25 protein-coding genes, 1 tRNA gene and 3 pseudogenes are annotated in these 24,523 nt (G+C 55.4%); 8 read left to right on the top strand and 21 right to left on the bottom strand.

What is annotated here, in order from left to right; all coding sequences use genetic code 11:
- Positions 1-193: 193 nt before the first annotated feature.
- Both Q7W83_RS16240 and Q7W83_RS16245 read left to right on the top strand, forming a co-directional pair.
- Positions 194-709 (top strand): annotated as a pseudogene (locus Q7W83_RS16240) (methyl-accepting chemotaxis protein); the annotation flags it as partial.
- 39 nt (positions 710-748) lie between these two features.
- Positions 749-1,975 (top strand): MFS transporter, encoded by a 1,227-nt coding sequence (locus tag Q7W83_RS16245; RefSeq protein WP_473656350.1) that lies wholly within the window; start codon positions 749-751, stop codon positions 1,973-1,975.
- A gap of 116 nt (positions 1,976-2,091) precedes the next feature.
- On the opposite strand, the gene Q7W83_RS16250 is transcribed toward Q7W83_RS16245, so the two are convergent.
- Positions 2,092-3,657: a sensor domain-containing diguanylate cyclase gene (locus tag Q7W83_RS16250; RefSeq protein ID WP_473656351.1), complete on the bottom strand. Its 1,566-nt coding sequence runs from the start codon at positions 3,655-3,657 to the stop codon at positions 2,092-2,094.
- 306 nt (positions 3,658-3,963) lie between these two features.
- Positions 3,964-4,221: pseudogene (locus Q7W83_RS16255) on the bottom strand (phage tail length tape measure family protein); the annotation flags it as partial.
- On the opposite strand from Q7W83_RS16255, the pseudogene Q7W83_RS16260 reads away from it, so the two are divergent.
- Positions 4,205-4,898 (top strand): annotated as a pseudogene (locus Q7W83_RS16260) (IS3 family transposase); the annotation flags it as partial. The pseudogenes Q7W83_RS16255 and Q7W83_RS16260 sit on opposite strands and share 17 nt — an antisense overlap.
- A gap of 165 nt (positions 4,899-5,063) precedes the next feature.
- Here Q7W83_RS16260 and Q7W83_RS16265 read toward each other — a convergent pair.
- Positions 5,064-6,038, bottom strand: a complete 975-nt coding sequence (locus Q7W83_RS16265) for a TerC family protein (protein ID WP_150637233.1) — start codon at positions 6,036-6,038, stop codon at positions 5,064-5,066.
- A gap of 385 nt (positions 6,039-6,423) precedes the next feature.
- Here Q7W83_RS16265 and Q7W83_RS16270 point away from each other — a divergent pair, with 385 nt between their 5' ends.
- From Q7W83_RS16270 to Q7W83_RS16280, 3 genes are all read left to right on the top strand, one after another.
- Positions 6,424-7,326: a universal stress protein gene (locus Q7W83_RS16270; protein WP_473656352.1), complete on the top strand. Its 903-nt coding sequence runs from the start codon at positions 6,424-6,426 to the stop codon at positions 7,324-7,326.
- Between the two features lie 89 nt (positions 7,327-7,415).
- Complete coding sequence (locus tag Q7W83_RS16275; RefSeq protein ID WP_224787838.1) at positions 7,416-8,579, top strand: permease; 1,164 nt, start codon at positions 7,416-7,418, stop codon at positions 8,577-8,579.
- 22 nt (positions 8,580-8,601) lie between these two features.
- Positions 8,602-8,844 (top strand): thioredoxin family protein, encoded by a 243-nt coding sequence (locus Q7W83_RS16280; protein WP_150637237.1) that lies wholly within the window; start codon positions 8,602-8,604, stop codon positions 8,842-8,844.
- Between the two features lie 439 nt (positions 8,845-9,283).
- Here Q7W83_RS16280 and arsJ read toward each other — a convergent pair whose 3' ends face one another.
- Genes arsJ through Q7W83_RS16320 form a run of 8 tightly spaced genes read right to left on the bottom strand, consistent with a single transcriptional unit; the run spans position 9,284 to position 15,158 of the window.
- Positions 9,284-10,504, bottom strand: a complete 1,221-nt coding sequence (arsJ, locus tag Q7W83_RS16285; protein ID WP_150637239.1) for an organoarsenical effux MFS transporter ArsJ — start codon at positions 10,502-10,504, stop codon at positions 9,284-9,286.
- Between the two features lie 9 nt (positions 10,505-10,513).
- The gene (locus tag Q7W83_RS16290; protein ID WP_473656353.1) at positions 10,514-11,518 is read right to left on the bottom strand and encodes an ArsJ-associated glyceraldehyde-3-phosphate dehydrogenase; all 1,005 of its coding nucleotides are present in this window, start codon (positions 11,516-11,518) and stop codon (positions 10,514-10,516) included.
- Between the two features lie 23 nt (positions 11,519-11,541).
- Entirely contained in the window at positions 11,542-12,054 is a 513-nt protein-coding gene (locus Q7W83_RS16295; RefSeq protein WP_150637245.1) for a cyclin-dependent kinase inhibitor 3 family protein, read from the bottom strand.
- A gap of 12 nt (positions 12,055-12,066) precedes the next feature.
- Complete coding sequence (gene arsH, locus Q7W83_RS16300) at positions 12,067-12,783, bottom strand: arsenical resistance protein ArsH (protein WP_473656354.1); 717 nt, start codon at positions 12,781-12,783, stop codon at positions 12,067-12,069.
- Positions 12,776-13,849, bottom strand: coding sequence for an ACR3 family arsenite efflux transporter (arsB, locus tag Q7W83_RS16305; RefSeq protein ID WP_473656355.1), 1,074 nt, complete (start codon positions 13,847-13,849; stop codon positions 12,776-12,778). Before arsB ends, arsH begins: the two co-directional genes overlap by 8 nt.
- 17 nt (positions 13,850-13,866) lie before the next feature.
- A complete protein-coding gene (locus Q7W83_RS16310; protein WP_150637252.1) occupies positions 13,867-14,337 on the bottom strand; it encodes an arsenate reductase ArsC in 471 nt (156 codons plus the stop codon).
- Positions 14,338-14,364: 27 nt separating this feature from the next.
- Positions 14,365-14,736, bottom strand: a complete 372-nt coding sequence (locus Q7W83_RS16315; protein ID WP_150637254.1) for a metalloregulator ArsR/SmtB family transcription factor — start codon at positions 14,734-14,736, stop codon at positions 14,365-14,367.
- Positions 14,737-14,744: 8 nt separating this feature from the next.
- Positions 14,745-15,158: an arsenate reductase ArsC gene (locus Q7W83_RS16320; protein ID WP_150637256.1), complete on the bottom strand. Its 414-nt coding sequence runs from the start codon at positions 15,156-15,158 to the stop codon at positions 14,745-14,747.
- A 263-nt stretch (positions 15,159-15,421) separates the two neighbouring features.
- Here Q7W83_RS16320 and Q7W83_RS16325 point away from each other — a divergent pair, with 263 nt between their 5' ends.
- On the top strand, positions 15,422-15,694 hold the full coding sequence (locus Q7W83_RS16325; protein WP_150654167.1) for a hypothetical protein: 273 nt from the start codon (positions 15,422-15,424) through the stop codon (positions 15,692-15,694).
- A gap of 53 nt (positions 15,695-15,747) precedes the next feature.
- On the opposite strand, the gene Q7W83_RS16330 is transcribed toward Q7W83_RS16325, so the two are convergent.
- The 4 genes from Q7W83_RS16330 to Q7W83_RS16345 all read right to left on the bottom strand — a co-directional run bounded on the left by Q7W83_RS16330 (position 15,748) and on the right by Q7W83_RS16345 (position 18,185).
- On the bottom strand, positions 15,748-16,422 hold the full coding sequence (locus Q7W83_RS16330) for an NAD(P)-binding domain-containing protein (protein WP_224787839.1): 675 nt from the start codon (positions 16,420-16,422) through the stop codon (positions 15,748-15,750).
- Positions 16,400-17,104 (bottom strand): FAD-dependent oxidoreductase, encoded by a 705-nt coding sequence (locus Q7W83_RS16335; protein WP_191630143.1) that lies wholly within the window; start codon positions 17,102-17,104, stop codon positions 16,400-16,402. The genes Q7W83_RS16330 and Q7W83_RS16335 overlap by 23 nt, the downstream gene beginning before the upstream one ends.
- A gap of 14 nt (positions 17,105-17,118) precedes the next feature.
- Positions 17,119-17,622 (bottom strand): arsinothricin resistance N-acetyltransferase ArsN1 family A, encoded by a 504-nt coding sequence (locus Q7W83_RS16340; protein WP_150637262.1) that lies wholly within the window; start codon positions 17,620-17,622, stop codon positions 17,119-17,121.
- Positions 17,623-17,687: 65 nt separating this feature from the next.
- Positions 17,688-18,185, bottom strand: a complete 498-nt coding sequence (locus tag Q7W83_RS16345) for a MarR family winged helix-turn-helix transcriptional regulator (protein WP_150637263.1) — start codon at positions 18,183-18,185, stop codon at positions 17,688-17,690.
- 137 nt (positions 18,186-18,322) lie between these two features.
- Between Q7W83_RS16345 and Q7W83_RS16350 the strand changes: the two genes are divergently transcribed.
- Positions 18,323-19,525: an MFS transporter gene (locus Q7W83_RS16350; protein WP_473656356.1), complete on the top strand. Its 1,203-nt coding sequence runs from the start codon at positions 18,323-18,325 to the stop codon at positions 19,523-19,525.
- Between the two features lie 53 nt (positions 19,526-19,578).
- Here the strand turns inward: Q7W83_RS16350 and Q7W83_RS16355 are convergent, their stop codons facing one another.
- From Q7W83_RS16355 to pheT, 6 genes are all read right to left on the bottom strand, one after another.
- Positions 19,579-20,649: a flavin-containing monooxygenase gene (locus Q7W83_RS16355; RefSeq protein WP_150654168.1), complete on the bottom strand. Its 1,071-nt coding sequence runs from the start codon at positions 20,647-20,649 to the stop codon at positions 19,579-19,581.
- 38 nt (positions 20,650-20,687) lie between these two features.
- On the bottom strand, positions 20,688-21,038 hold the full coding sequence (locus tag Q7W83_RS16360; RefSeq protein ID WP_150637268.1) for an ArsR/SmtB family transcription factor: 351 nt from the start codon (positions 21,036-21,038) through the stop codon (positions 20,688-20,690).
- Positions 21,039-21,318: 280 nt separating this feature from the next.
- Positions 21,319-21,395, bottom strand: a tRNA-Pro gene (locus Q7W83_RS16365).
- Between the two features lie 89 nt (positions 21,396-21,484).
- Positions 21,485-21,841 (bottom strand): MerR family transcriptional regulator, encoded by a 357-nt coding sequence (locus Q7W83_RS16370; RefSeq protein WP_003179985.1) that lies wholly within the window; start codon positions 21,839-21,841, stop codon positions 21,485-21,487.
- The gene (ihfA, locus tag Q7W83_RS16375; RefSeq protein ID WP_002553164.1) at positions 21,822-22,124 is read right to left on the bottom strand and encodes an integration host factor subunit alpha; all 303 of its coding nucleotides are present in this window, start codon (positions 22,122-22,124) and stop codon (positions 21,822-21,824) included. Before ihfA ends, Q7W83_RS16370 begins: the two co-directional genes overlap by 20 nt.
- Before the next feature lie 3 nt (positions 22,125-22,127).
- Positions 22,128-24,509, bottom strand: coding sequence for a phenylalanine--tRNA ligase subunit beta (gene pheT / locus Q7W83_RS16380; protein ID WP_150654169.1), 2,382 nt, complete (start codon positions 24,507-24,509; stop codon positions 22,128-22,130).
- Positions 24,510-24,523 lie beyond the last annotated feature (14 nt).

The raw sequence follows: 24,523 nt of genomic DNA on the forward strand, positions 1-24,523 counted from the left end.
TGAAATGTCCACGGCCGCGCAACAGGTTTCAGTCAGTGCCCAAGGTGCTTCGCAAGCAGCACGAGAAACCAGCGATGTCGGTGGGCAGGCAAGAGATGTCGTTAACAAGAGCATCGAAAGCATTCATTCTTTGATTGAGGAAATTGGACAAAGTAGTTCGTCTCTGGACAGCCTGAACAAGGATGTGCAGCTGATTGCCGGTGTGGTTGACGTCATTCGTTCTATCGCGGAGCAAACCAATCTATTGGCTTTGAACGCCGCCATTGAAGCAGCACGGGCCGGCGATGCAGGTCGTGGATTTGCGGTGGTCGCTGACGAAGTTCGAGCATTGGCCAGCCGTACGCAAAAGAGCACACAGGAAATCCATGGGATGATCAGTCTGCTTCAAAAAGGCACTCAAGACGCCATGATCACGATGGGCCGCTCCAGCGAAACAGGCCGAACAACAGGAGAGCTGGCAAACCAGGCGGGATTGTCGCTGGATGCCATCAGCCAACTGATTTATACAATTAACGACATGAACGCTCAGATCGCCAGCGCTTCCGAAGAGCAGACCGCCGTGGCCGAGGAGGTAAACCGCAGCATGACTCACATCTCCCAGGCGGCTGATATGGTCGCCGGAGGCGCCAGAAATGGTGCGCAAACCTCCAGAAGTCTCACTGAACTGGGTAATCGTTTAGGTCGTTTGGTTGGCCAGTTTCGGATCTAGCAGTCAGCCACCGCATCCGCCCGCCCACAGGAAGTCACTATGCGTAAGGATTACCTGGCTTTTTTTATCTCGTTGTTTCTATCGCGGCTGGCAGATCAACTTCTGCTGTTCATCGTGCCGCTGGTGGTGTTCCAGAGCACCAACAGTGCGTCCTGGGCCGGGCTGGCGTTTTTCGTAGAATCACTGCCACGCTTTCTTGCGTTTCCATTGTGTGGAGCCCTTTGCGACAAGTTTTCGCCCATCAGAATCCTGCACATCAGCCAGGTCTACCGCGCACTACTCTGTGTGCTGGCGGTGGCGCTTTACGGAATCTTCGGCGGCATCGCCTGGCTGGTGGTGTTGTCGGCGCTTTGTGGAGTGCTGACTACCCAGGGCATCATGGCCCGCGAGGTGCTGATGCCATATGTTTTCCAGCACTACAGCTACACCAAGACCCTCTCCTACTCGCAGATCGCCGACCAGACCGGACTGGTCCTCGGGCCGTTGGTGGCGGCGCTGCTGCTGGAAGTATGGGCCTGGCACTGGGTGGTGCTGTGCGTCGCCGGGCTGTTCGTGCTGGCCGACCTGAGCATGCTGGTGTGGCAACGCTTCAGCCGCATCACCCTTGAGGTATTCGAACAGCATGAGGACATCTGGCTACAACCTCTGCGTATCGCCTTCGGGCATATCCGCGAGCTGGCGGAGCTGAAAAAAATCATCATCCTGGCCGTTGGGGTCAACCTGATCGTCGGGGTCACCCTGGCCACCTCGGCGGCCATGGTGATCGGCCAGTTCAGTGCGGGCAAGGACACCTACGCCGGGCTGCAGGCGGCCAGCGCGGTGACTACCATCGTGATCCTGTTCTTCCTCGCCCGGGTGGTGCTGCCCCTTCGGGTGCTGGGTGGTGTGGCTTACACGATGATTGCCGCGGGCGCCTTCATCAGCGCCCTGAGCCCTGCCATGGCCAGTTATGTGCTGGGGTTCCTCCTGATCGTCGGCTTCGACAAGATGTTCAACGTCTACATTCGCAGTATCCGCCAGCGGGTGATTCCCCCCCAGGACTTCGGCAAAACCGTGGGCGTGATCACCTTGCTCAATAACCTTTCGCAGCCCCTGGCCGGCTTGCTGGTGGCGCTACTGGCCGCGCCTTTGGGCACACAACGCGTGATCCTGATTCTGGCCGTGCTGACCACGCTACTGGGCGCAGCGGCCCTATGGTGGTTTTCCAATGTACGCAAGCCCCTCGCAGCCTCGATCCTCAAGGCCGACCAGGAGGCAGGCAATTGAACGTGGAGCCGCAAAGGTTCCGCAGTTTTGCGTCTCGCCACTCTCAGAAGAATGAAGTCGCTCAGAGGAGGTTTTGCGCACGTCCTCTCCTGAATTCGCGATATCACAAAAAAACTCTAATATAGGTTCTCAAGATCTTTAGATTGGGTTTGTACGCGATTACGACCGCTTTTTTTGGCCATATAAAGGAGTTCATCAGCCTTCTTTAAGGTATCGGAAAAATTACGATCATAGTCCTTGCACCAAGACGCAACCCCTAAAGAAATTGTCACAGGCGTACAGGGGCTCATAGATGTCTTTTCAACTGCAGAACGAATCCTTTCAGCAAGCGCTGCCGCGGCATAAATGGGTCTGTGCGGCAGCACTACAACGAATTCCTCACCCCCAACCCTAAAAACGACATCTCCTTTTCTCGTTTGATTTTCAAGGACTTGAGCAAGTCGTCGCAAGACCATGTCACCGACATCATGGCCGAACGTATCGTTGACCATTTTGAAGCGGTCTATGTCCACAGCTATAACGGAGAATCCTTCACTCTCTTGCTCCAAGCGAGAGAGAATCTCAACAAGGCCTCTACGATTTGCGAGATTGGTCAACGGATCCCTATAGGCCTGATCGTTGAGTATGGACAGCTTTTGATCGACAAGGCTGATTCCTGTAAGAAGCGCCCTCCTGAGACGCGAAGCCTCCAAATACCAACCATTCGTTTCTTTGATGAGAAGTATGCTCTTTTCTTCTCCAAGCTGTTTGGCTCCGTCAGCCAGCTGGCGCAAAGGGCGACTGATCCTCGACGCCCCCCAAGCTGTGAAAAAAACCCCAGCTAATCCAAGAGGTAAAATTCCCCAAGCGATGGATTGGAAAAGGTTTTTCATCATATCGTCCGCGACCTGCAGCGGTTGCTCTAAAATGACGCCCCACGCTGTGTTTGGCACAGATGCATAACTTAGAAGTGCCTCATCCCCCGCCGAGTTCTTCACAACCACCGACCCGCCTTCACGATGGAGAAGAGCCTGCAGAACAGTGTCTTTCTCGACCCTCCTACTCAAGCTGATATCGTTGGGTTGATAGAGGTAATTACCCTTCCCGTCAATTAAATAGAGAGAGGCTCCATTAATGAAGCTATGTTCACTAAGCAATCTATAAAAAAAATTATCTGCTTTAAGGTGAATGGTGGCTACCAAGACACCCGCCTTATCTTCATCGCTGCTCCTCACCGGCACCGAAATATAAACAATAAGATTCCCCATCAACGATAAAAACGCCGAACTTGTATGTTCAGTCTCGTTCAATACTGGTTGCCAGGTAAGTAGTACTTTGCCGGTTAAGCGTTCACTATATGGCAAAGAGTTTGAGATACGTCCGTGCACGTCGGCAACGACAATGCTATTGAACGTCGAGTCTTGATGGAGTAAACGGTCCATTTCATGGTTAAGATCGCCACCTTTTCCAATCATTTGAGCGCTGTATCTAAGTCTTGCGAAGCTATCTTGCAAAACTCCGTTTAACGCTTCCGAAATTTTTCGCGCGTATGCTTCATTACCTTCGAGCGAACTCCGAACAACCGCCTCTCGATACGTATGATAAGCAACAGTCAGGCTCGCCACGAGCGTACTCAAAGCGGCCGTGATTGTGAGCATGAAAATGAGGTTGCGCAGCGTCACGGCTGGCAGATTCTGCGGCATAACTAAGCCCTCCGAAGTGGACGCAGACGCCGCTAAAAGGATTAAAAAATGCGCGAAGGATCCATCTAGCGATCAGCAACTCCGTAGCTTGCATTATGCTCATCAGGCTCGGCAGCGCGCAGAAGGCGACAGTGATGATAACATAAAGCCATCACGAACCGCATGGACATTTCAATCGAAAACCCGCTGGGAAATGTTGAAGGTGCCCGCGAGGGCAATCGAAGGCTGTAGAGCAGGTCGTCCATGACCCATTCTTCCGTGCTATCTGGCCGCACCGGGCAATCATCGCGATCAACAACTGGTTTGAATGGATGGATGAGCGATGCCAGAAAAGCTTTCTCCTGCAATCTTGCCATTGCCGGCCAGCAGTGCGAGAACATCGGCGGCTTGCCCGGTTGTGCCCACAGTTGCGCCGACTTGCCGGGCCATTACACCCAACTGCTCCGCGCTCACTCCCGCAGAATTGCCAGTCAGAATCAGGCCCTTGCTGTACGCGCCTTGCTCCTCACTGCCCTTGTAATAAGCGTATGCCAATGCACCCACAGCAGCGGTTGCTAGCCGCAGCATCGTGTCGATGATGCAGGAAGACGGCGAGCAAATTGGGCGGTTCAAGGTGCGATGCCTGATGCGGGAACTGGAGTTGGTCAGCAAACAACCTGGATCACATGCCTACAAACAAGCGACGGTTGAGCGGCCTGACATTCCGAACATCTTGAATCGAGAGTTTGATGTGCCGGCGCCGAATCAGGTCTGGTGTGGCGACATCACCTACATCTGGGCTCAAGGGAAATGGCATTACCTGGCTGTCGTTATGGATCTTTACGCGAGCCGAGTGGTGGGCTGGGCGCTGTCGAACAAGCCGGATGCGGATCTTGGTCATCAAGGCGTTGGACATGGCTTACGAACAGCGTGGCAGGCCTCAAGGACTTCTGTTTCACTCGGATCAGGGCTCGCAATATGGCAGCCGCCTGTTTCGCCAACGGCTCTGGCGTTACCGCATGCGCCAAAGCATGAGCCGTCGTGGGAACTGTTGGGACAATGCGGCGATGGAGCGTGTGTTCCGCAGCTTGAAAACTGAAGGGATACCGACTGTGGGCTACATGACAGCTCAAGAAGCGCACCGCGACATCAGTTATTACCTGATGCATCGGTACAACTGGATTAGACCGCATCAGTTCAATAATGGGCTGGCCCCGGCTCAGGCCGAGAAAAAACTTAACGTCGTGTCCGGGATTAGTTGACCACTACAGTGCTGGTGCGGTTTTGACCCAAGCTGCTGACTTCAGCTAACCCTTAGGCAGTCTGTGAAGACACGCATAAGACCATCGATTACCAAGTATTCGGGTAGGTCACTGATTTCCGGTAGCCTGGGTCAAAACTGCATCAGCGCCAACATCTCTGACTCATCATTGTTCTCCCGTAACCCGTGTTTTGCTCTTCGTCAAAGCCAGGCTCAACAGGACCGAAATCAAGATGATGCCGCCGACTGTAGACAGCGACCATTGGATCGGCACGTGCCACCACGGCGCGACCAGCATCTTGCCGCCGATGAACACCAGTACGATGGCCAGGCCATATTTGAGCAAGTGAAAGCGGTCGGCCATGTCGGCAAGCAGAAAATACAGTGCGCGCAGGCCCATGATGGCGAAGATGTTGGAGGTGAACACGATGAAGGGGTCGGTGGTGACGGCGAAGATAGCCGGGATGCTATCGACCGCGAACACCAGGTCGCTGGCCTCGATCAGTACCAGCACCAGGAACATCGGTGTCGCCCAGCGCAGGCCGTTCTGGCGCACGAAGAAGCGCTCGCCGTGAAAGCCGTCGGTGATGCGAAGATGGCTACGCAGCCAGCGCAACAAAGGGTTCTTTTCGAGGTCTGGCTGCTGGTTGGCGAAGATCAGCATCTTGATGCCGGTGATGACGAGGAAAGCGCCAAAGATATAGAGCAGCCAGGCGAACTCCTGCACCAGCCAGACACCGGCGAAAATCATGCCGGCGCGCATGATGATGGCGCCGAGCACGCCGTAGAGCAGGACGCGGCGCTGCAACTCTGGTGGCACGGCGAAGTAGCCGAAGATCATCACGAAAACGAACATGTTGTCGATCGACAGCGACTGCTCGATCAGGTAGCCCGTCAGGAATTCGAGCGTTGTGCGCAGGGCGACTTCGGCGCCGAACATGCTGCGCAGATACCACCAAAGCAGGAGGGCGAAGATTAACGCCAAACTCGTCCAGGCGGTGACCCAGGCCAGCGCCTCGCGCACCGAAACACGATGCGCCTTGCGCCCACCGAAGACGAACAGATCGAGCGCCAGCATAGCAAGGACGAACACGATGAAGGCGGCCCACATCCAGGGTTGGCCGACGCTGAAGGCGGTCATTTACTGTCTCCGCATGAAGCAGCAATAGGCTGGAGGAGTCATGCTAACGAGCCTGTTACATCAACAAAAATCGTTTATTCGTTGCGAATAGTTCGTTTTTTACGAAGTATTGATTCAGGTGCTCAACTACCGGTAGTCGCATGGTTCTGCTTCGTGGTTAAGGCGGGTGGCATGGCGCGCCGTTCCAGCAGTCCCGTCCCCGCTAGATCGTGATGAAAAGGTCTGTTACCTCCTTCGACAGGCTTGGCAACTGGTAAGCCGGTGATGCAGGCGTATATTGATAGTGTCGATCCAGGTAGTTGAGGCGATAAAAGATCGTCAATGGTGGGACACGCGAAAGTGCTGGGGGCGCTAGCGAATAACCCAGAACGTTTGGAGGTGTCACATGAGGCAGTATCAACGACTCTTTCTGATCGCAGGTCCGACCATGCGTCACTCGCCGGCGATGGAGCGGGCAATCGCACTGGCCGACGCTACAGGCGCAGCGCTGCATATCGCAGTGTTCATCGAAGACTTCGACCTTATGCGGTTAATGAGCAACAGTGAACAACTTCGTGAGAGTTGCCGGCAGGAGAACCTGCAGTGGTTGACGGATGAGGCCGAACTCATGCGCAGGAAGGGCATCAATGTGACCACCGAAGTTGCATTGACCCGTGACCCACTGCAAGAGATCCTTGGGCATGTGGCTGCAATGCAGCCGGACCTGATTATCAAGGACGTACATCATGAATCAGCGCTCAAACGCGTATTCGTCACGCCTTTGGATTGGCAGTTGTTGCGCGGATGTCCGACCCCCATACATCTGGTCAGCGAAGTCAGGTGTCCGCTTCCTCGGGTGATTGTGGCGGCGGTTGATCCATCGCATCCAGAGGGTCAGATCAGCGGAATCAACGACAGCGTCATTCAGGCGGCGAACGAATTGGCGACGCAATGTGATGCTGAATTGCACATGCTGTATGCCTATGAACTGACACACACACATTTCTCTGATGCAGGTGCTGGCGCCGTGACGATGCCAGGCTTCAGCAACGACGTGCGCCGGTCACTTGAAAAGTGCTTCATTGCCTTGGCTGGACGCCACGGCGTGCCACCTGAGCGACAACACTTCATTGCAGGACCGCCAACCAAAGCAATGGCCGACTTTGCCACTCATACTCGAGCGGATGTCTTCGTAATGGGAAATACCCATCACAAAGGGGTGGACAAGCTGGTTGGCAGTACCACGGAGCATGTTCTGTATCAGGTGCCTTGCAGCGTTTTGGCCATCAAGGGAAAAGCGGATCAATGAACGAAAAAAACGCCACTATCGCAGCCGGCTGTTGGTGCTGGCGTGGTTTTGACCCAAGCTGCTGACTTCAGCTGACCCCTAGGCGGTCTGTGAAGACACGCATAAGACCATCGATTACCGAGTACTCAGGTAGGTCAACGATTTCCGGCAGCCTGGATCAAAACCGTATCAGCGCCAATAGTCTGATCCTCTGCCTGATCTTTGGCATCGGTATTGGCTTGCTGATGGCTACCCTATTCTGGAAAGACGACCTGACCCACGACGCACAGGCGGATGCCCTGTTCGCAGAGAAGGCCCACGTTTCCCGGCCTGCACTGGGCGTACTGCTATCTTTGGTGGCATTGCTGATTGCGGGCACCTTGAAACTGTGGCCCCTGACCGCAGATTTGATCAGTTTCAAAGTCCCGCTTTTCTGGCCCCAGGCGTGGCAGGACACCTTGTTTGACTGGGTTCCATACGACGCCAGTAAAGGAGAAGAAGGCGTGAGCTTCCAAGGATCTGTTCTCATCGCCCTGCTCCTGATGATTGCCGCCACGGCCAAGCGTGGTCTGGATAACATCACCGAAGGAGCCAACCACTGGACATGGGTTGCGCTGGGTCTGACCGCTAGTACCTTGCTGATCGCTTCGATGCGACTGACACCAGAACCTGGCACATTAACCTTTACCTTCACGGGTCGTGTGTTCGGTGTCGCATTGACCCTATTGTCTGTTTGGTACTTTGCCCGAAAACTGCCAACCGAAGACTGGCAAGGCTGGCTGTGGGAAGCCTGGCGCTTCGTCAAGCAGATATTTGTTGTGCTGGTGGTGGGTGTATTCATTGTCGGCATGGTTCGCCAGGTTATTCAACCCGAGTGGATTGAAAGTCTTGCAGGCAGCAACACAGTGCTCGCCAATGCCATAGCGGTAGGGTTCGGCGTGTTCATGTACTTCCCAACCTTGGTAGAAGTGCCCGTCGCCCGCATGTTCCTTGATCTCGGTATGCATCCTGGTCCGCTCCTGGCCTACCTGATGGCGGATCCTGAACTTAGCTTGCAGAGCATGCTCATGGTGGCGGCGGTGATTGGTCGCAAGAAGACCGCAGCCTACGTTGGGTTTGTCGCTTCGTTCAGCATCGTGGCAGGCCTGCTCTATGGTGCCTGGGTCGATGGCACCAACTGGCTGATCCTTGGTGCAGGAATGGCCGCTTCGCTCGCCATAACTGGCGCAATTTACCAACTGATCCGTTATCAACGTAAACAAACAGCAAGCTGACTTACACACCAAGGAGCTTCCAATGCTGAACATCAAAATCCTGGGTTCAGGGTGCGCCAACTGCAAGAAGCTGGAGGCCGTAGCCCGTCAAGCCACGCAGAATCTAAATATCGAAGCCGAATTCGAAAAGATCACCGATATGGGCAAGATGATGACTTATGACATCCTCGCCACGCCGGCTCTGGTGATTAACGAGAAGGTTGTAAGCAGCGGGAAGATTCCGACTGTTGCAGATATCCAGGCCTGGATTTCGACTGCGCAATGATATTGTCAAAACCGAAACAGCTGAACGATCTCAACGCTTCCACTAAGTAGTCTTGACTGGCTCGGCATCTGCCGCGCAGACGGCAGTCAACCTTTGTGTATACCGCTGACTGTTGAGGGGAGCCTTGCCTGACATCTTCCGCAGAAGCGTAAAGCTGAACACTGGCCATGCAGTCGTTTATGCGCTGAAGGAGGATGTCCTTCAGCAGTCCTTGGCTGTTGGCTGGACAGTCGCTGCCCTCTTTCACCACCAAGGATGCTCGCTTCTCATCGCGGCTAATCAGGCTGCCAAACTCTGCCGGCAATCACCCCGAAAGACAGTGTAGGCAGGTCGCTATACTTGCTCATGACGCGCCTTCGATTTTTGCTGGTTCAGGCATTGCCAGCCCTTCCCACACTCGAGTGGCGCGATGACGCTCACCGCATCCTGCCTGATGGGTTCATATCGCCTCGGCATGCCTTGGCAGCCCGATAGAAATCAGTGCTGCGAGCAGAACGAATGCGCTCGATATCCACAAGCAAGCTTCCAGCCCATACACCTGATAAACCCACCCGGACAGCACCGTGCCTATCAGGCGTCCCATGGCGTTGGACATGTAATAAAAACCCACATCCAGTGACACGCCATCTTCCTTGGCGTAGGACACGATCAGGTAGCTGTGCAGCGACGAATTCACCGCGAACAACGCGCCAAAGACCATTAATCCACCCAACAGCACCGCCTGTTGCGACAGCCCGGTGTTCAGCCCGAGAGCGATTGCCGCAGGCAGCCCCGCCAGTGCAATGGCCCACAGAAACGCCGCCCGACCATCCGGTACGTGGCCGCGTTTCTTGCCAGTGATGTTGGGCGCAAACGACTGCACGATGCCGTAGCCGATCACCCACGCTGCAAGGAAGCCACCCACCTTCCAGAAGTCCCAGCCGAACACGCTGCTCAGGTACACCGGCAAGGCCACCACAAACCAGACATCACGGGCGCCGAACAGGAACATTCGGGCCGCTGAGAGGATATTGATCGCCCGGCTCTTGGACAGGATGTCGCGAAATTTTGGCTTGGCTTTGGCCTTGCCCAGGTCCTTCTTCAACAGGATCAGGCTGCTGATCCAGATCAGCGCCAAGACACCCGCCATGGCCAGTAAGGCGCCTTTGAAGCCGATGAGTGCCAGCAAGGCTCCGCCAAGAAAAAAGCCGACGCCCTTGAGTGCGTTCTTCGAGCCAGTGAGGATCGCCACCCACTGGTAGAGCTTTCCCTGTTGCCCATCCGGAACCAGAAGCTTGATGGAGCTTTTGGCGCTCATCTTGTTCAGGTCTTTGGCAATCCCCGACAGCGCCTGAGCACCCATCACCCATGGGATGGTTAGCCAGGCGACAGGAACCGTCAGCATCAGAAGCGCCGCGACCTGGATGCCCAGCCCGATGTTCATGGTTCGGTTCAGCCCCAGCCGAGCGCCGAGGTAGCCACCCACAAGATTGGTGATCACGCCAAAAAGTTCGTAGAACAGGAACAACGCCGCGATTTGAAGAGGGCTGTAGCCCAGCGCGTGAAAATGCAGCACCACCAACATACGCAAGGCGCCGTCGGTGAGGGTGAAGGCCCAATAGTTGCCCGTGACGAGCAAGTACTGCCGCACTTCCGGAGCGAGGGCTGACAACGCTTTCATGACCGCTCCTTAGATTGCCAGACCAACCATTTTGGCCAGTTCGATAGTGCGGTTGGCATAGCCCCATTCGTTGTCGTACCAGGCATAGATCTTCACTTGAGTGCCATTGATCACCATCGTCGACAGTGCATCGATGATCGATGAGCGCGGGTCGGTGCGGTAGTCGATGGACACCAACGGCCGCTCCTCAAAACCGAGGATGTCTTTCAGCTCGTTCTCGGAGGCGCTCTTGAGGAGTTGATTCACCTCCTCGACAGTGGTGGCACGCTCGACTTCAAAGACGCAGTCAGTCAGTGAAGCGTTGGCCAGCGGTACGCGCACGGCGTGACCATTCAAGCGCCCACGCAGCTCCGGGAAGATTTCGGCGATAGCGGTGGCCGAGCCAGTGCTGGTCGGGATCAGGCTCATACCCGAAGCACGCGCACGACGCAGATCCTTGTGCGGTTGATCGAGAATGCTTTGGGTGTTGGTCAGGTCGTGGATGGTGGTGATCGAGCCATGACGAATGCCCAGTTTCTCGTGGATGACTTTCACCACGGGCGCTAGACAGTTAGTGGTGCACGAAGCGGCGGTAACGATGCGATGTTCAGCCGGTTTGAACAGCTGATGGTTGACGCCCATGACGACGTTCAACGCCCCTTTTTCCTTCACCGGAGCGCTGACCACCACGCGCTTCACGCCTTGGTCGAGGTAAGCCTGAAGCACAGCGACGGTCTTCATCTTGCCGCTGGCTTCAATCACCAGATCGCAGCCCGACCAATCGGTGTCGGCAATCGCTTTGTTGGCCGTTACCTTGATGCGTTTGCCATCAATGACAATGCTCTCGCCCTCGGAGTCGGCTAGGTAATTCCAGCGGCCATGCACCGAGTCGAAGTTCAGCAGGTGCGCATGGGTCGCCGCATCACCTGCCGGATCGTTGATCTGCACGAATTCAAACTCTGGCCAACTCCAGGCGGCTCGCAAAGCGAGACGACCGATCCGACCAAAACCATTGATGCCAACTTTGATAGTCATGTTGTTGTGCTCTGTATCTGCTGTCAGTGGGAGTTCGACTGAGTGTCGAACTGGCCGATGTATTCGATATGGGCAGGATGCTGGATAGCCCGCGGACGCAACGACTGAACATCGCGGATGGCATCGCTGAATGGCACACCGCTCTCGATCAACAGTTGAGCCGCGATCAAACCGGTACGGCCCGAGCCGCCCTTGCAATGGATGGCAATGGTTTTTCCTTCGGCCAGCAGCTGCTTAAGTCGTGGATGGTGGTGTTCCCATGCGGCTTTAAATGCTTCGCCAGGCGCTTGATCGTCTTCTACGGGCAGGTGAAACCACTCGATGCCGAGCATTTGGCACTCTTCGGGCAGCAGGTCGATCTCGTTCTGAAGCAACTCTTCTATTGGCATCAGCGTCAGCAACGCCGATGCCCCTGCATCCTTGAGGGTTTGCAACGCCTCGAAAGGTCGGGTGCCCTTCGTGCCTGGGCACGGGGTGAAGATCAATTGGCCATTGAACTGAGCCAGCGGCAGTACGGAATAAGGGTGTTGTTGCACGGTGAAAAATCCTCAAATGGAGCGCTGATTGACACGCTTCATGAGTTCTTCCGCCGACTCCTTGCGCTCGGAGTAACGATCGACCAGATAGTCCTGACGGTCGCGAAGCAGCAGCGTGAATTTCACCAGCTCTTCCATCACATCCACGATGCGGTCGTAGAACGCAGAAGACTTCATCCGGTTGTTATCGTCGAACTCCATGTAGGCTTTCGGCACGGAGGATTGGTTGGGGATGGTGAACATGCGCATCCAACGTCCCAGCACGCGCAGCTGATTAACCACGTTGAACGACTGCGAGCCGCCGCACACCTGCATGACAGCGAGGGTTTTGCCCTGGGTCGGGCGTACCGCGCCCATGGCCAGTGGCACCCAGTCGATCTGCGCCTTGAAGACCGCGCTCATGGAACCGTGACGTTCTGGAGAGCACCAGACCTGCCCCTCGGACCACAGCATCAGCTCGCGCAATTCCTTCACACGAGGATGATCGTCGGGGGCGTCATCTGGCAGTGGCAAACCTGACGGATTGAAAACCCGCGCCTCGGCGCCGAAGTGCTCCAGCAATCGAGCGGCCTCCTCGACCAGCAGGCGACTGAAGGACCTCTCACGGGTCGATCCGTACAGCAGCAAAATGCGTGGCTTATGGATAGAGGTCTTCTCGATGCCCAGCTTGTCAGTCGATGGGAGATCGACCAGTTCGGTATCGAGTTGGGGGATGTGGTCATCAAACATAGTCTTTGTCCTGCGCAATGGCGCTCTTGGATTCATCGAACCAGCGGCGTTTCAACCAGAGGGCAACCCCGACCAGGGAAATCAGCACCGGCACTTCCACCAGCGGACCAATCACCGTGGCAAAGGCGACCGGAGAAGCCAAGCCGAAGGTGGCAATGGCCACGGCAATCGCGAGTTCAAAATTGTTACTTGCTGCGGTAAAAGCCAGTGCGGTGGTGCGCGGGTAGTCAGCCCTGAGCAGCTTGCCCATCCAGAAGCTAATAAAGAACATCACCACGAAATAGATCGTCAGCGGGATCGCGATACTCATCACATCGAATGGCAATTGCAGCACCACGTCGCCCTTGAGGCTGAACATGGCCACGATGGTCAACAGCAGCGCCACCAGCGTCAGCGGGCTGATCTTCGGAATGAAGCGCTCCTGAAACCAACCCTCACCTTTACGGGCGATGAGGATCTTGCGGGTCAGGAAGCCCGCCAGGAACGGCACACCCAGGTAGATCAGCACCGACTCGGCAATGCTGACAAAGCTGGTCTCAATCACACTGCCTTCCAACCCAAACAGCGGCGGCAACAGCCCCAGGAAGACCCAGGCATACACGCTGAAAAACAGGATCTGGAAGATGCTGTTGAACGCCACCAGCCCAGCGACGTACTGATTGTTGCCACCCGCGATCTGATTCCAGACCAGCACCATCGCGATGCAACGAGCCAAGCCGATCAGGATCAGACCGGTCATGTATTCCGGCTGGTCCCGCAAGAAGATGATCGCCAGTGCGAACATCAACACCGGGCCGATGACCCAGTTCTGGACCAAGGACAAAACGAGGATGCGCTTGTCCTTGAAGACTTCAGGCAGTTCCTCATAACGAACCTTGGCCAGAGGCGGATACATCATCACGATCAAACCAATCGCGATGGGTATGTTGGTTGTGCCCACGGAAAGACTGTTCAGCCACTGCGGCCAGCCTTCGAACAGGCTCCCCAAACCGACGCCCAAGGCCATGGCGAGAAAAATCCACAGGGTCAGGTAACGGTCCAGGAAGGAAAGGCGGCTGTTACTCATGATCATTGCTCCTGTGGTTACAGCGTGCCAATCAGGGCCAGCTCTGCCTTGAGCTGTTCGGCACTCAGACGGGATAGCGGTAAAGCCAGGAAGGCTTCAATACGGGTTTTGATCTGCTCCAAAGTGGCTTCAAAAGCTGCCTCGATCTCTTCTTCAGTTCCTTGGTATTCCGAAGGGTCAGCCAGGCCCCAGTGCGCCTTGGTGGCCGGCCCGAAAAATACCGGGCAGGCCTCACCGGCCGCCTTGTCGCACACCGTGATGACGAAATCCGGTGCCAGGTTCACATGGACATCGCGGGACTTACTCAACAGCCCGGCTGTCGAAATACCAGCTTTTTCCAACGTTTGGAGACTCAGCGGATGCACTTCACCTTTGGGCTGACTGCCCGCGCTGTAAGCTTTCATGCCTTGCGGTGCCAAGTGATTGAAGACCGCTTCACAAAGGATGCTGCGGCAGCTATTGGCCGTGCAGAGGAACAGGATTTTCATCGAGCGATCTCGTAGTCGAAGGCGCAATCAGGCGATTTTGCTTTCACAACAGGCCAGTGCCCGTTCAGGACGGTCGCCCATTTCATCAAGGCGTTTGGCGTCAGGGCTCAACCAGTGCTTGTTGCTTTCCAGCACGGTGGTCAGTACTTGATGAACCCAATCCGGGAGATTCGGGTGCAGTCGGTAATACACCCATTGGCCTTGCCGACGGTCCGACAGCAAACCGCAACCGCGCAGTTGCGCAAGGTGTCTGGAAACTTTTGGCTGACTCTCATTCAACGCACAGGTCAGCTCGCAAACACATAGCTCTCCTTCACGAGTGATGAGCATCATCGTGCGCACCCGAGTGTCGTCAGCCAGGCATTTGAAAACAGTGGTCGGTGTCAGATGGTCAGCCATATCGTTTCTCAGTGTTTGTTTTTGACCAAGACGAACATCTTGATGCGCTCATGAATCTCGTGAAGGGTGTGACGGAAAGCGTCGGGTTTGGTGCTGGTGACCGGATCTTCAAAACTCCAGGCCAATACCTCGCCAGCTCCAGGTAACGACTGGCATTCAGCTGCGGCTTTATCACACAAGGTGATGACGTAATCGAAACGCTCACCTCGGAATTCGTCTATTGACTTACTACGCAATCCCTCAGTACTCACCCCGAGGTGGGAGAGTGCATCAAAGGTGCGCGGATCGACCTGAGTGGGGATGGTTCCGGCGCTAAACGCCTCGAAATGCTCCGAATCGGTATGCCTGAGCAGCGCTTGGGCTAACTGTGAGCGGGCAGCATTGGCGGTACAAACGAACAGGACACGGGCTTTGCTGGTCATTGTGCAATCTCAGCTCATATGCGGTTTAACGAATATATGATTTTATGTATTCAAGGTAAAGCCATAGCGGCAGAAAATTCAGAATTGACCAGCCCCTGCTGAGCTTAAACACCTTAAATTCTCTATCTGAGGGGTTTATAGGGTACTTTCTCAGTAAAACCCTTTATAAACATTTGGAAAAATGCATATGCGAATATTGTAATAAGTTTGTCATCCCATCGGGGATAGCCTCTGTTCCGATCCAACCACCAGGAGCCAGGAAGATGAAAAAACTTACGATCACCGCAGCCTTGCTGACCAGCCTGTTTACAAGCGTCAGCTTCGCAAGCCAGTACGACAAGCCCGGATTTTTTACCAAAATAGAAGACGGCCGCCTTTGGGTCTTTCGTGAAGGCTCTGAACAATTGAAAGAATTCAAAGCGCACGGCGAACCGGCCAAGCAATACACAGAGATCGGCACCGGCCCAGACGGGATGACCGTTAAGTCGGGTGACGAGAAGGCGCTCAAGGACTATCTGAGCACGCTTAAGAAATAAGACATTTAAACCTGATCCGCCCCTTTCGCAGGGGCGGATACGGTGAATGGATATTAGCCTTTGCAACAACCCGGCGAGGTCTGAACCGCCACCTCACGAACTGTCCCTCCAGCGCCGCAACAAGACGTCTGACTTGCAGAAGCCTCCAAACGAACATCAGCCTCATCGAAATCAGAGTTGCATATGCCGGTCTGCGGGAGAACCAACTCCACCCTTTTGGCCGCATCCCAATCGCCCGCCAATGCCGCGACAACAGACCGTACCTGTTCATACCCCGTCATCAACAAAAACGTAGGTGCTCGGCCATAGCTTTTCATCCCCACAATGAACAAACCTTCCTCAGGATGGGCAAGTTCTATCGCGCCATGAGGCCTGACGGTACCGCAGCTGTGCTCGTTGGGATCAATCATTGGTGCGAGCAACACTGCGCTTTGGGTCGCGGGATCAAGTGCGATGCGTAGTTCGCTGAGCAAGCTCAGGTCTGGGCGGAATCCAGTCGCCACGATGAGTTCGTCCACTGGTGGAAGTATCCGCTCTCCCGCCTTCACGACCAGCCCTTGGCCATTGCCTGTGACTTGATCGATAGCGACGTTTTTGAACAACTCGATCACGCCGTCATTCAGCAATTGGCGAATCTTCAGGCCGAGCTTTCCGCGCTCTTCCAATTGATCATTCGCACCACCACCCAAAATGCGCTCAAGAGAGTTACCCCGGATCGCCCATAGCACTTTGGTTTGCGGGGCCCTCCTGAGTCAGCCGCACCAGATCCTGGAGGACGTTAAACGCGGAGTGACCACCACCCACTACCAGCACTCTTTTGTTGGCATAGCGATTCCGGACACGACCCAATACTTCTGGGATGCCGTATGCGATGTGTGCTGCATGCTCGATCTCACCCAAGGCCGGGATGCCATGGGCACCCATCAAGTTCGGTGTCAGGTAGGTGCCTGAGGCATCAATGACAGCGCTGGCCAGCAGATCTTGTTCACCTGACGGCCCTCTGACACGCAGCAAAAAAGGAGCTGCCGATCTGCCCTGGGTCTTCATCACATCCTGACCAACGCGAGTGACTGCCAGAACACGGGTATTGAGCTGCAAGTGATGCTTGATCTGTTCGAGGTCCGCGAGAGGTCGAACAAACCGATCCAGCAGTTCACGACCCGTTGGATACTCGTTCTTCAGTGGTGGAGTCCAACCATCGGCCAGCAAAAGTTTGGCCGCCTCCTTGTCCACATTGAACTGCCACGGAGAGAACATCTTTACATGCGCCCATTCTTCAATGCTGGACCCAGCCTTCGGCCCTGCTTCCAGAATCAGCGGCGTGATACCTCGTGCCAGCAGATGGGCAGCTGCGGCGAGCCCCACTGGACCTGCTCCGATTATGGCGACGGGAAGGTAAGTGTTTTCCATGATCGATTCCTTCTTCAGGCTGGCTGATTGATCGGAAACAGGCGCTCGACAATCACGCAGTCGAGCCAGCGTCCTTCCAGGCAGGCGTGTTTTTCATATACCCCCACTTGGCGGAAACCGCAGGCTTCGCACAAGGCGAGACTGGCGTGATTGAAGGTAAAAATGCGTGAAAGGACTTTCCAGAATCCGCGAGCTTCTGCTTCCGCCAGCAGTGACTGAAGTAACTGCTTGCCGAGCCCCTCGCCACGAACACTGCGATCCAGGTAGATGGAAAAATCCGCAATACCGTCGTAACAGGCACGGCCGCGATAACTACTGAGTCCAGCCCAGCCAAAAACCTGATTCGCCTCATCGACCATGACCAACACTGGATAACGCTCCATTGCGTTGATGCGATCAAGCATGTCCGCCAGGCTTCGAGGGGCAGTTTCAAACGTAGAGCTACGTTCCTCGATCCCCTGGTTGTAGATGGCTGCTATTGAAACGGTGTCCTTGGGCTCAGCTAAACGAACTCGCATTGTTGGAGCCCCATTACGTTGGTAGTAACAACATTATTGGCAAAAAAAGGGAAATTCTTCCCTCTTCAATCCTTGTTCTTCACGGCTGGGCAGCACTCACTCACGAGCCCGCAGCGAATCTCCGTGGCCCGCGTAATCTGCCTGAGTAAACTCAGCGCTCCCTGCCGCGCTTCAGCCGAGAGGTTTTCGATCATTGCTCGCTCATCGGCAATCAGGTCAGCTCTGATTTTCTCGTATAGCTCCCGTCCAGCAACCGTTGCCTGAATTCGCACCGCACGCCGATCTTCATCATCTTCAACGCGGGACACATACCCTTTGCGTTCCAAGGTATCGATCACTCGACTCGCCGTGCTCTTGTCCAAGAACATTTCTTCCGCCAAGACCTGAAGGCGCAATGCGCCCCTTTTGACCAGCGTTTCGACGGCATAGCACTGGGTTACAGATACGTCGTAACAGCAGATCCGATCTCGGTCACGGAACTGATGGACGCGAACCAGCTGGTTCAACGCCTCGTACAAGTCCTCGGAATCCTGAGTCAGCTGATCGCTTTTATGCTTTGTCATAGGCGCCACAAATTAGTTGTTAGTTGCAACATTAATCCTGATTTCCCGAAATCGTCAACACCGATCTCTCGGTTGACGATGACCAAAGGAAGGCGCTAGCTTGTTGTTACTGACAACAAAAAATGAGCGCGTCGGTCATGACACTTCCAGAGCAGATCCATCTCCCGATCAATCGCTCCAGGCTCGTATGGGCCATGGGGTTCACCCAGATTCTTGCTTGGGGTTCGACCTACTATTTGCCGGCAGTGCTTGCGGCTCCGATAGCCAAAGAAACAGGGTGGTCCATCACCAGTGTGGTGGGTGGCTTGTCCTGGGGGCTGCTGGTCGCCGGAGTTTCCTCGCCGGCAGTTGGTCGTCAGATTGATCGCCATGGCGGACGCTCTGTCCTGGCCGCCAGCTCACTGCTGCTGGCTTTCGGCATGCTACTGATGGGACTGGCGGACAACGTTGCCATCTACTATGTCGCCTGGACGCTGATCGGCGTTGCCATGGCGGCGGGTTTATATGACGCAGCTTTCTCAACCCTGGGACGTCTTTTCGGCGAAGGGGCTCGAACATCAATTACGGGGCTGACCTTGCTAGGTGGCTTCGCCAGCACCATAGGTTGGCCGGTGATTGCGGGGCTGGAGAGTTGGATCGGTTGGAGGAGCGCCTGCTTTGCCATCGCCGCAGCTCACTTGCTAATCGGATTCCCTATCCATGCCCTGTTGATTCCTGGAAGTACAAAACAACCGCCTCACCCCTTCATTACAGAAACACCCAATGCATCAGTACTTCGCCCCGACACCACCAATCATCTGTTCTTACTGATTGGCGCCATGCTGACGATTCTGGCGCTGGTGGTATCAGGTATCTCAGTGCACCTACTCAATGTCCTCAAGCAACTGGGGATCGCGACTGCTGTGGCCTTGGCCATCGGCATGGTGATTGGTCCTTCGCAAGTCCTGGCACGGGTGGCTGAGTTTTCCATCGGCAGGAACCTCCATCCAACCTGGTCCGCACGAGCCGGCGTGTTGCTTAGTTTGATCGGGCTTGGACTGCTGATCTCAGGCCTGCCTTGGCTAGCCTTCGTAGCGATAGCACTTTACGGAGCCGGTAACGGCATCCTCACCATCGCTCGCGGTACTCTTCCATTGGCGCTGTTCGGGCCTCAAGGATATGGCGCACGAATGGGACTGCTCGCAAGGCCCGTCCTTGTCGCCCAAGCCTGCGGACCCATCGCCGCCGCTTACGTTCTGGACAGCTTCGGAGCATCGGTACTTCTTAGCGTGATGTGCGGGTTTCTGTTGCTGTGCTTCATCGCCACTTGGCGCCTGCCAATTACGCCAAAAGGACAGTAATTATGACGTTCCGGTAGACGCCGTGTTGAGCAGAAAAAAGTCGATACCCGGCATCAAGCGAACACTGGGGCCGATGTATTGTGAATGAGGCGCATCAAGCTAGGAATGATGTGAGAAGCATCCGGCCCAACGCCTCTGAGGGTGGCCGAAGCAAAGTTGCGCTGCTTCGGTAATCCCACAAAATACAAACCCGGTACGTGCTCCGCTTTCCCGTTGCGTTGGGTGAGGCTTTCATTGCCCGCCACGTGCAGACCTGCCAAAAAACCAAGGTTCGGACGAAACCCGGTCGCGAAAACCAAACTATCCACGTCAGTGTGCTGCCCATCAGCCCAGATCACGCCCGTTGACGTTACCTCCGTGAACATCGGCTTGCGCTCAAAAAGTCCCTGCTTCATGGCTCGACGATAGGTGCCATCATCCAGTACAGGGGTACTTTGGTCATTCAGCCAACGAGTTTTCTCCATCCCTGTCCACTTGAGCCAAGCATGAAAATCCACACCGAGGATCTTTTGCGGAAAAAATCGAATCGATTCCCTTGTCGCCAATACGACGCTGCTGACTTGAGCCAACTCATGGGCAATTTGTACTGCTGAGTTGGCCGCACCTATGACCACTACTCGTTGATCACTGAAGCCGTCGACATTTCGGTAATCAGCACTGTGTAAACGTTGCCCGCGAAAACTCCCCAGCCCCTGAATGTCAGGGATGAACGGCTGGTTGAATCCGCCAGTGCAAACGATCAACGCTCTTGAGCAGAAACGCTGACCATCAGATGCCTGAAGCAAAAAGAGTCCATCCTCCCTACTCACTCTCTGGACTCGTATGTTCTGCCGAATGGGTAGCTGGAAAGCGTCCGCGTACTGCTCCAAATAACGTACGACTTCATCGCGTAGCGGATAGTGCTTAGCTTCCGCTGGAAAGGGCATCCCAGGTAAAGACGAGTAAGCAGCAGGAGAAAATAATCTCAGGTTGTCGTAGTAATTGCGCCAGTTTCCACCTGGCTGGCTCTCCGCATCCAATATGAGAAAACTGAGATTCTGCTGCCGCAGATGCCAACCGCACGCGAGCCCAGCTTGGCCCGCACCAATAACGATGACATCCGTGGGCTCATTAATTATGTTCATGTATGCGCACTCATGCATATATTGAAATGATAAAAAAACTACTCAGATACACCAGGGCAGCAAAACGGAGCCAGACTCTTCATGTGCTGAAGCATGGCTTCGAGCCGTGCCAACACCGCCGGCCCATCCACCTCGTAGAACATCTGCCTACTGACCTTGGTAGCGCGGACAATGCCCGCCTCTAGTAGCACTTGCAGATGACGGGACACCACTGAACGCTCTTGAGGTAATCCTTCAGCGATCTCGCCGATATCCGCACGCCCCAGTTGCATGACTCGCTTGAGTACCGCTACCCGCGACGGCTCGCAAAGAGCTTTGAAGAAAGCTCCATCGAAAGAATCGATTACGGCATCAATTGCTCGGGTTCGGGTTGAGGTTCGATTGGTCATGCCACCAACTATATGTGCACGCTTATGCACACGTCAATAACCTGCCTGACTGAGGGAAACCTTTGTTTGGTTTGCACCGCAATAGCCAAGCCATGAAGTTACCCGCACTGAAACAAACCACTGAACGCGCACGACGTGGATTATCACGGGAGGACAGCAGCAAGGAATCAACCCATGGCACCTGCAAGATTCCACCGAGAGCCAGCCAATTTGTGGGGGTAAAAGCGACCTAAATAAAAAGGGGTCGCGAGATAAAATCTCGCGACCCCTTTGAATTATATGGTCGGGACGGAGTGATTCGAACACTCGACCCCTAGCACCCCATGCTAGTGCGCTACCGGACTGCGCTACGCCCCGACTAGGCGTGAAACTTGTTCCTCTTCTCGAAGAACGCTCAAGAATATATCGCAAGCTTTTGAAAACTGGAAGTATTCAAACGCATGAATTTATTTCTTGAGGACCACCAGCACATCTTCCAGTTCGGCAATCATCTGCCGAATCATTTGTTTGTATTGAGTGGTGTCGTCTTTGGCTTCATCGCCGGACAAGCGCAAGCGCGCGCCGCCGATGGTGAACCCTTGATCGTAAAGAAGCGCGCGGATCTGCCGAATCATCAGCACGTCCTGTCGCTGATAATACCGGCGGTTTCCGCGGCGTTTGACGGGGTTGAGTTGAGGAAACTCCTGCTCCCAATAGCGCAGCACGTGCGGTTTTACCGCGCACAGCTCGCTAACTTCACCAATGGTGAAGTAGCGTTTGCCTGGGATGACGGGTAGCTCGTCGTTATGACTTGGTTCCAGCATAAGCCTCAACTCGGGCCTTCAACTTCTGCCCTGGACGAAAGGTGACCACACGGCGAGCCGTGATCGGGATTTCTTCACCCGTTTTCGGATTGCGGCCAGGCCGCTGGCGTTTGTCCCGAAGGTCGAAATTGCCGAAACCGGACAATTTGACTTGTTCGTTGTCTTCAAGAGCGTGCCTGATTTCTTCAAAAAACAGTTCGACCAATTCCTTGGCCTCCCGTTTATTCAGGCCCAGCTCTTCATACAGACGTTCCGCCATTTCAGCTTTCGTCAGAGCCCCCATACGTCACTTCCTTAACGTGGCGTTCAACCTTTGTTCGAGCGAGGTGAGGATATTTTGCGTCGTGGTATTCACCTCATCGTCATTAAGAGTGCGCGATGGATGCTGCCAGGTCAAGCCGACTGCAAGGCTTTTTCTATCAGGATCAATGCCTTTACCCTGATATACGTCAAATAGCCTGAGGTCCGTCAGCCATTCCCCTGCATTTTCACGGATTACGTCCAGTACGGCACTGGCTGCAACGTCTTTTTCGGCAATCAGCGCAAGGTCACGGCGCACTTCAGGAAAACGCGACAACTCCTGGAATTTAGGCATTTTACCCAACGCCACTTCGGCCAGAACCAGCTCGAAAACGAAGACCGGACGGTCGAGACCGAGGGATTTCGACAATTCAGGGTGGATTGCGCCAACGAAACCTACCAAACGGCCTTCGCGTTCGATGCGCGCGGTCTGACCCGGGTGCAATGCTGGGTGTTTACCCGGCACGAACGTGAACGAATCCAGTGCACCGGCGAAGCCCAGTACCGCTTCCACGTCAGCCTTGACGTCGAAGAAATCCACGACATCGCGACCTTGCGCCCAGCCTTCCGGCAAACGGCTACCGCAAACGACACCCGCCAACATCGGCTCTTGCTTCAAACCTTCCAGTTGACCGACAAAACGCAGACCGCTTTCGAACAGACGGACGCGATCCTGTTGACGATTCAGGTTGTGCTGAAGCGCCTTGACCAGACCTGGCCACAGGGACGAGCGCATGGCCGCCATGTCGTTGGAAATCGGGTTAGCCAGCAGCAGCGGCTCGACACCTGGATTAAACAACTCGAATTGTTTCGGATCGATGAAGCTGTAAGTAATCGCTTCCTGATAACCGCGAGCTACCAGCAAACGACGCAGTTCAGGCAGATCGCTACGCGCTTCAGCCTTGGCTTGAGGCGCCAGACGGGCTTGCGGGTAACGAACCGGTAGACGGTTGTAGCCGTACAGACGCGCCAGCTCTTCGATCAGGTCAACTTCGAGGCTGATGTCGAAGCGATGGCTTGGCACTTCAACGCGCCACTGCCCTGCCCCATCTGCAGAAATCTTCAGACCCAAGCCGCTGAGCAATCGCTCGACTTCGGCCGAATCCATTTCCATACCCAGCATCTGAGTGATGCGTTGCGCACGCAGAGTAACCGGCGCAATCGAAGGCAGGTGCGGTTCGCTGACGGTTTCGATGATCGGGCCGGCTTCGCCACCCGTGATTTCCAGCAGCAGGCCAGTGGCGCGCTCCATGGCTTCACGGGCCAGTTGCCAGTCCACGCCACGCTCGTAGCGGTGCGAGGCGTCGGTGTGCAGGCCATAGGAACGAGCCTTGCCAGCAACGGCAATCTGATCGAAGAACGCGCTTTCAAGGAAAATGTCGCGAGTAGTCGCGGTGTTGACGCCGCTGTGCTCGCCCCCCATGACGCCGGCGATTGCCAGGGCGCGGGTGTGGTCGGCAATCACCAGCGTATCGCTACGCAGGCTGACTTCCTGACCATCGAGCAGCACCAGCTTCTCGCCTTCTTCGGCCATACGCACGCGGATGCCGCCATTGATTTCGGCGAGATCGAACGCGTGCAGCGGTTGACCCAGCTCCAGCATCACGTAGTTAGTGATGTCGACGGCCGCGTCAATGCTGCGCACATCGGCGCGACGCAGACGCTCGACCATCCAAAGAGGCGTAGGCTTGGACAGGTCGACGTTACGGATCACACGACCCAGGTAACGCGGGCAAGCAACTGGCGCCAGCACTTCAACCGAGCGCACTTCGTCGTGCACGGCTGGAACGGAGGCGATGACCGGGCGAGTGACTTTGGCGTCGTACAGCGCGCCGACTTCACGGGCCAAACCGGCCAGAGACAGGCAGTCGCCGCGGTTCGGGGTCAGGTCGACCTCGATGCTGGCGTCGTCCAGGCTCAGATATTCACGAATGTCCTGGCCAACCGGCGCATCAGCCGGCAATTCCATCAGGCCGTCGTTGCCTTCGCCCACTTGCAGCTCGGCTTGCGAGCACAGCATGCCGTTGGACTCAACGCCACGCAGCTTGGCTTTCTTGATTTTAAAGTCGCCCGGCAGTTCGGCACCGATCATGGCGAACGGGATCTTCAGGCCCGGGCGCACGTTTGGCGCGCCGCAGACTACTTGAAAGGTCTCCGAGCCATTGCTGACCTGACAAACACGCAACTTGTCAGCGTCGGGATGCTGTTCGGTGCTCAGCACCTCGCCCACCACCACGCCACTGAATTCACCGGCGGCCGGCGTAACACTATCGACCTCAAGACCGGCCATCGACAGACGAGCAACCAGCTCGTCGCGACTTACCTGCGGGCTAACCCAGCCACGCAGCCATTGTTCACTGAATTTCATCCTGCTCTCCTAAG

The organism is Pseudomonas sp. 300 (assembly GCF_055803035.1).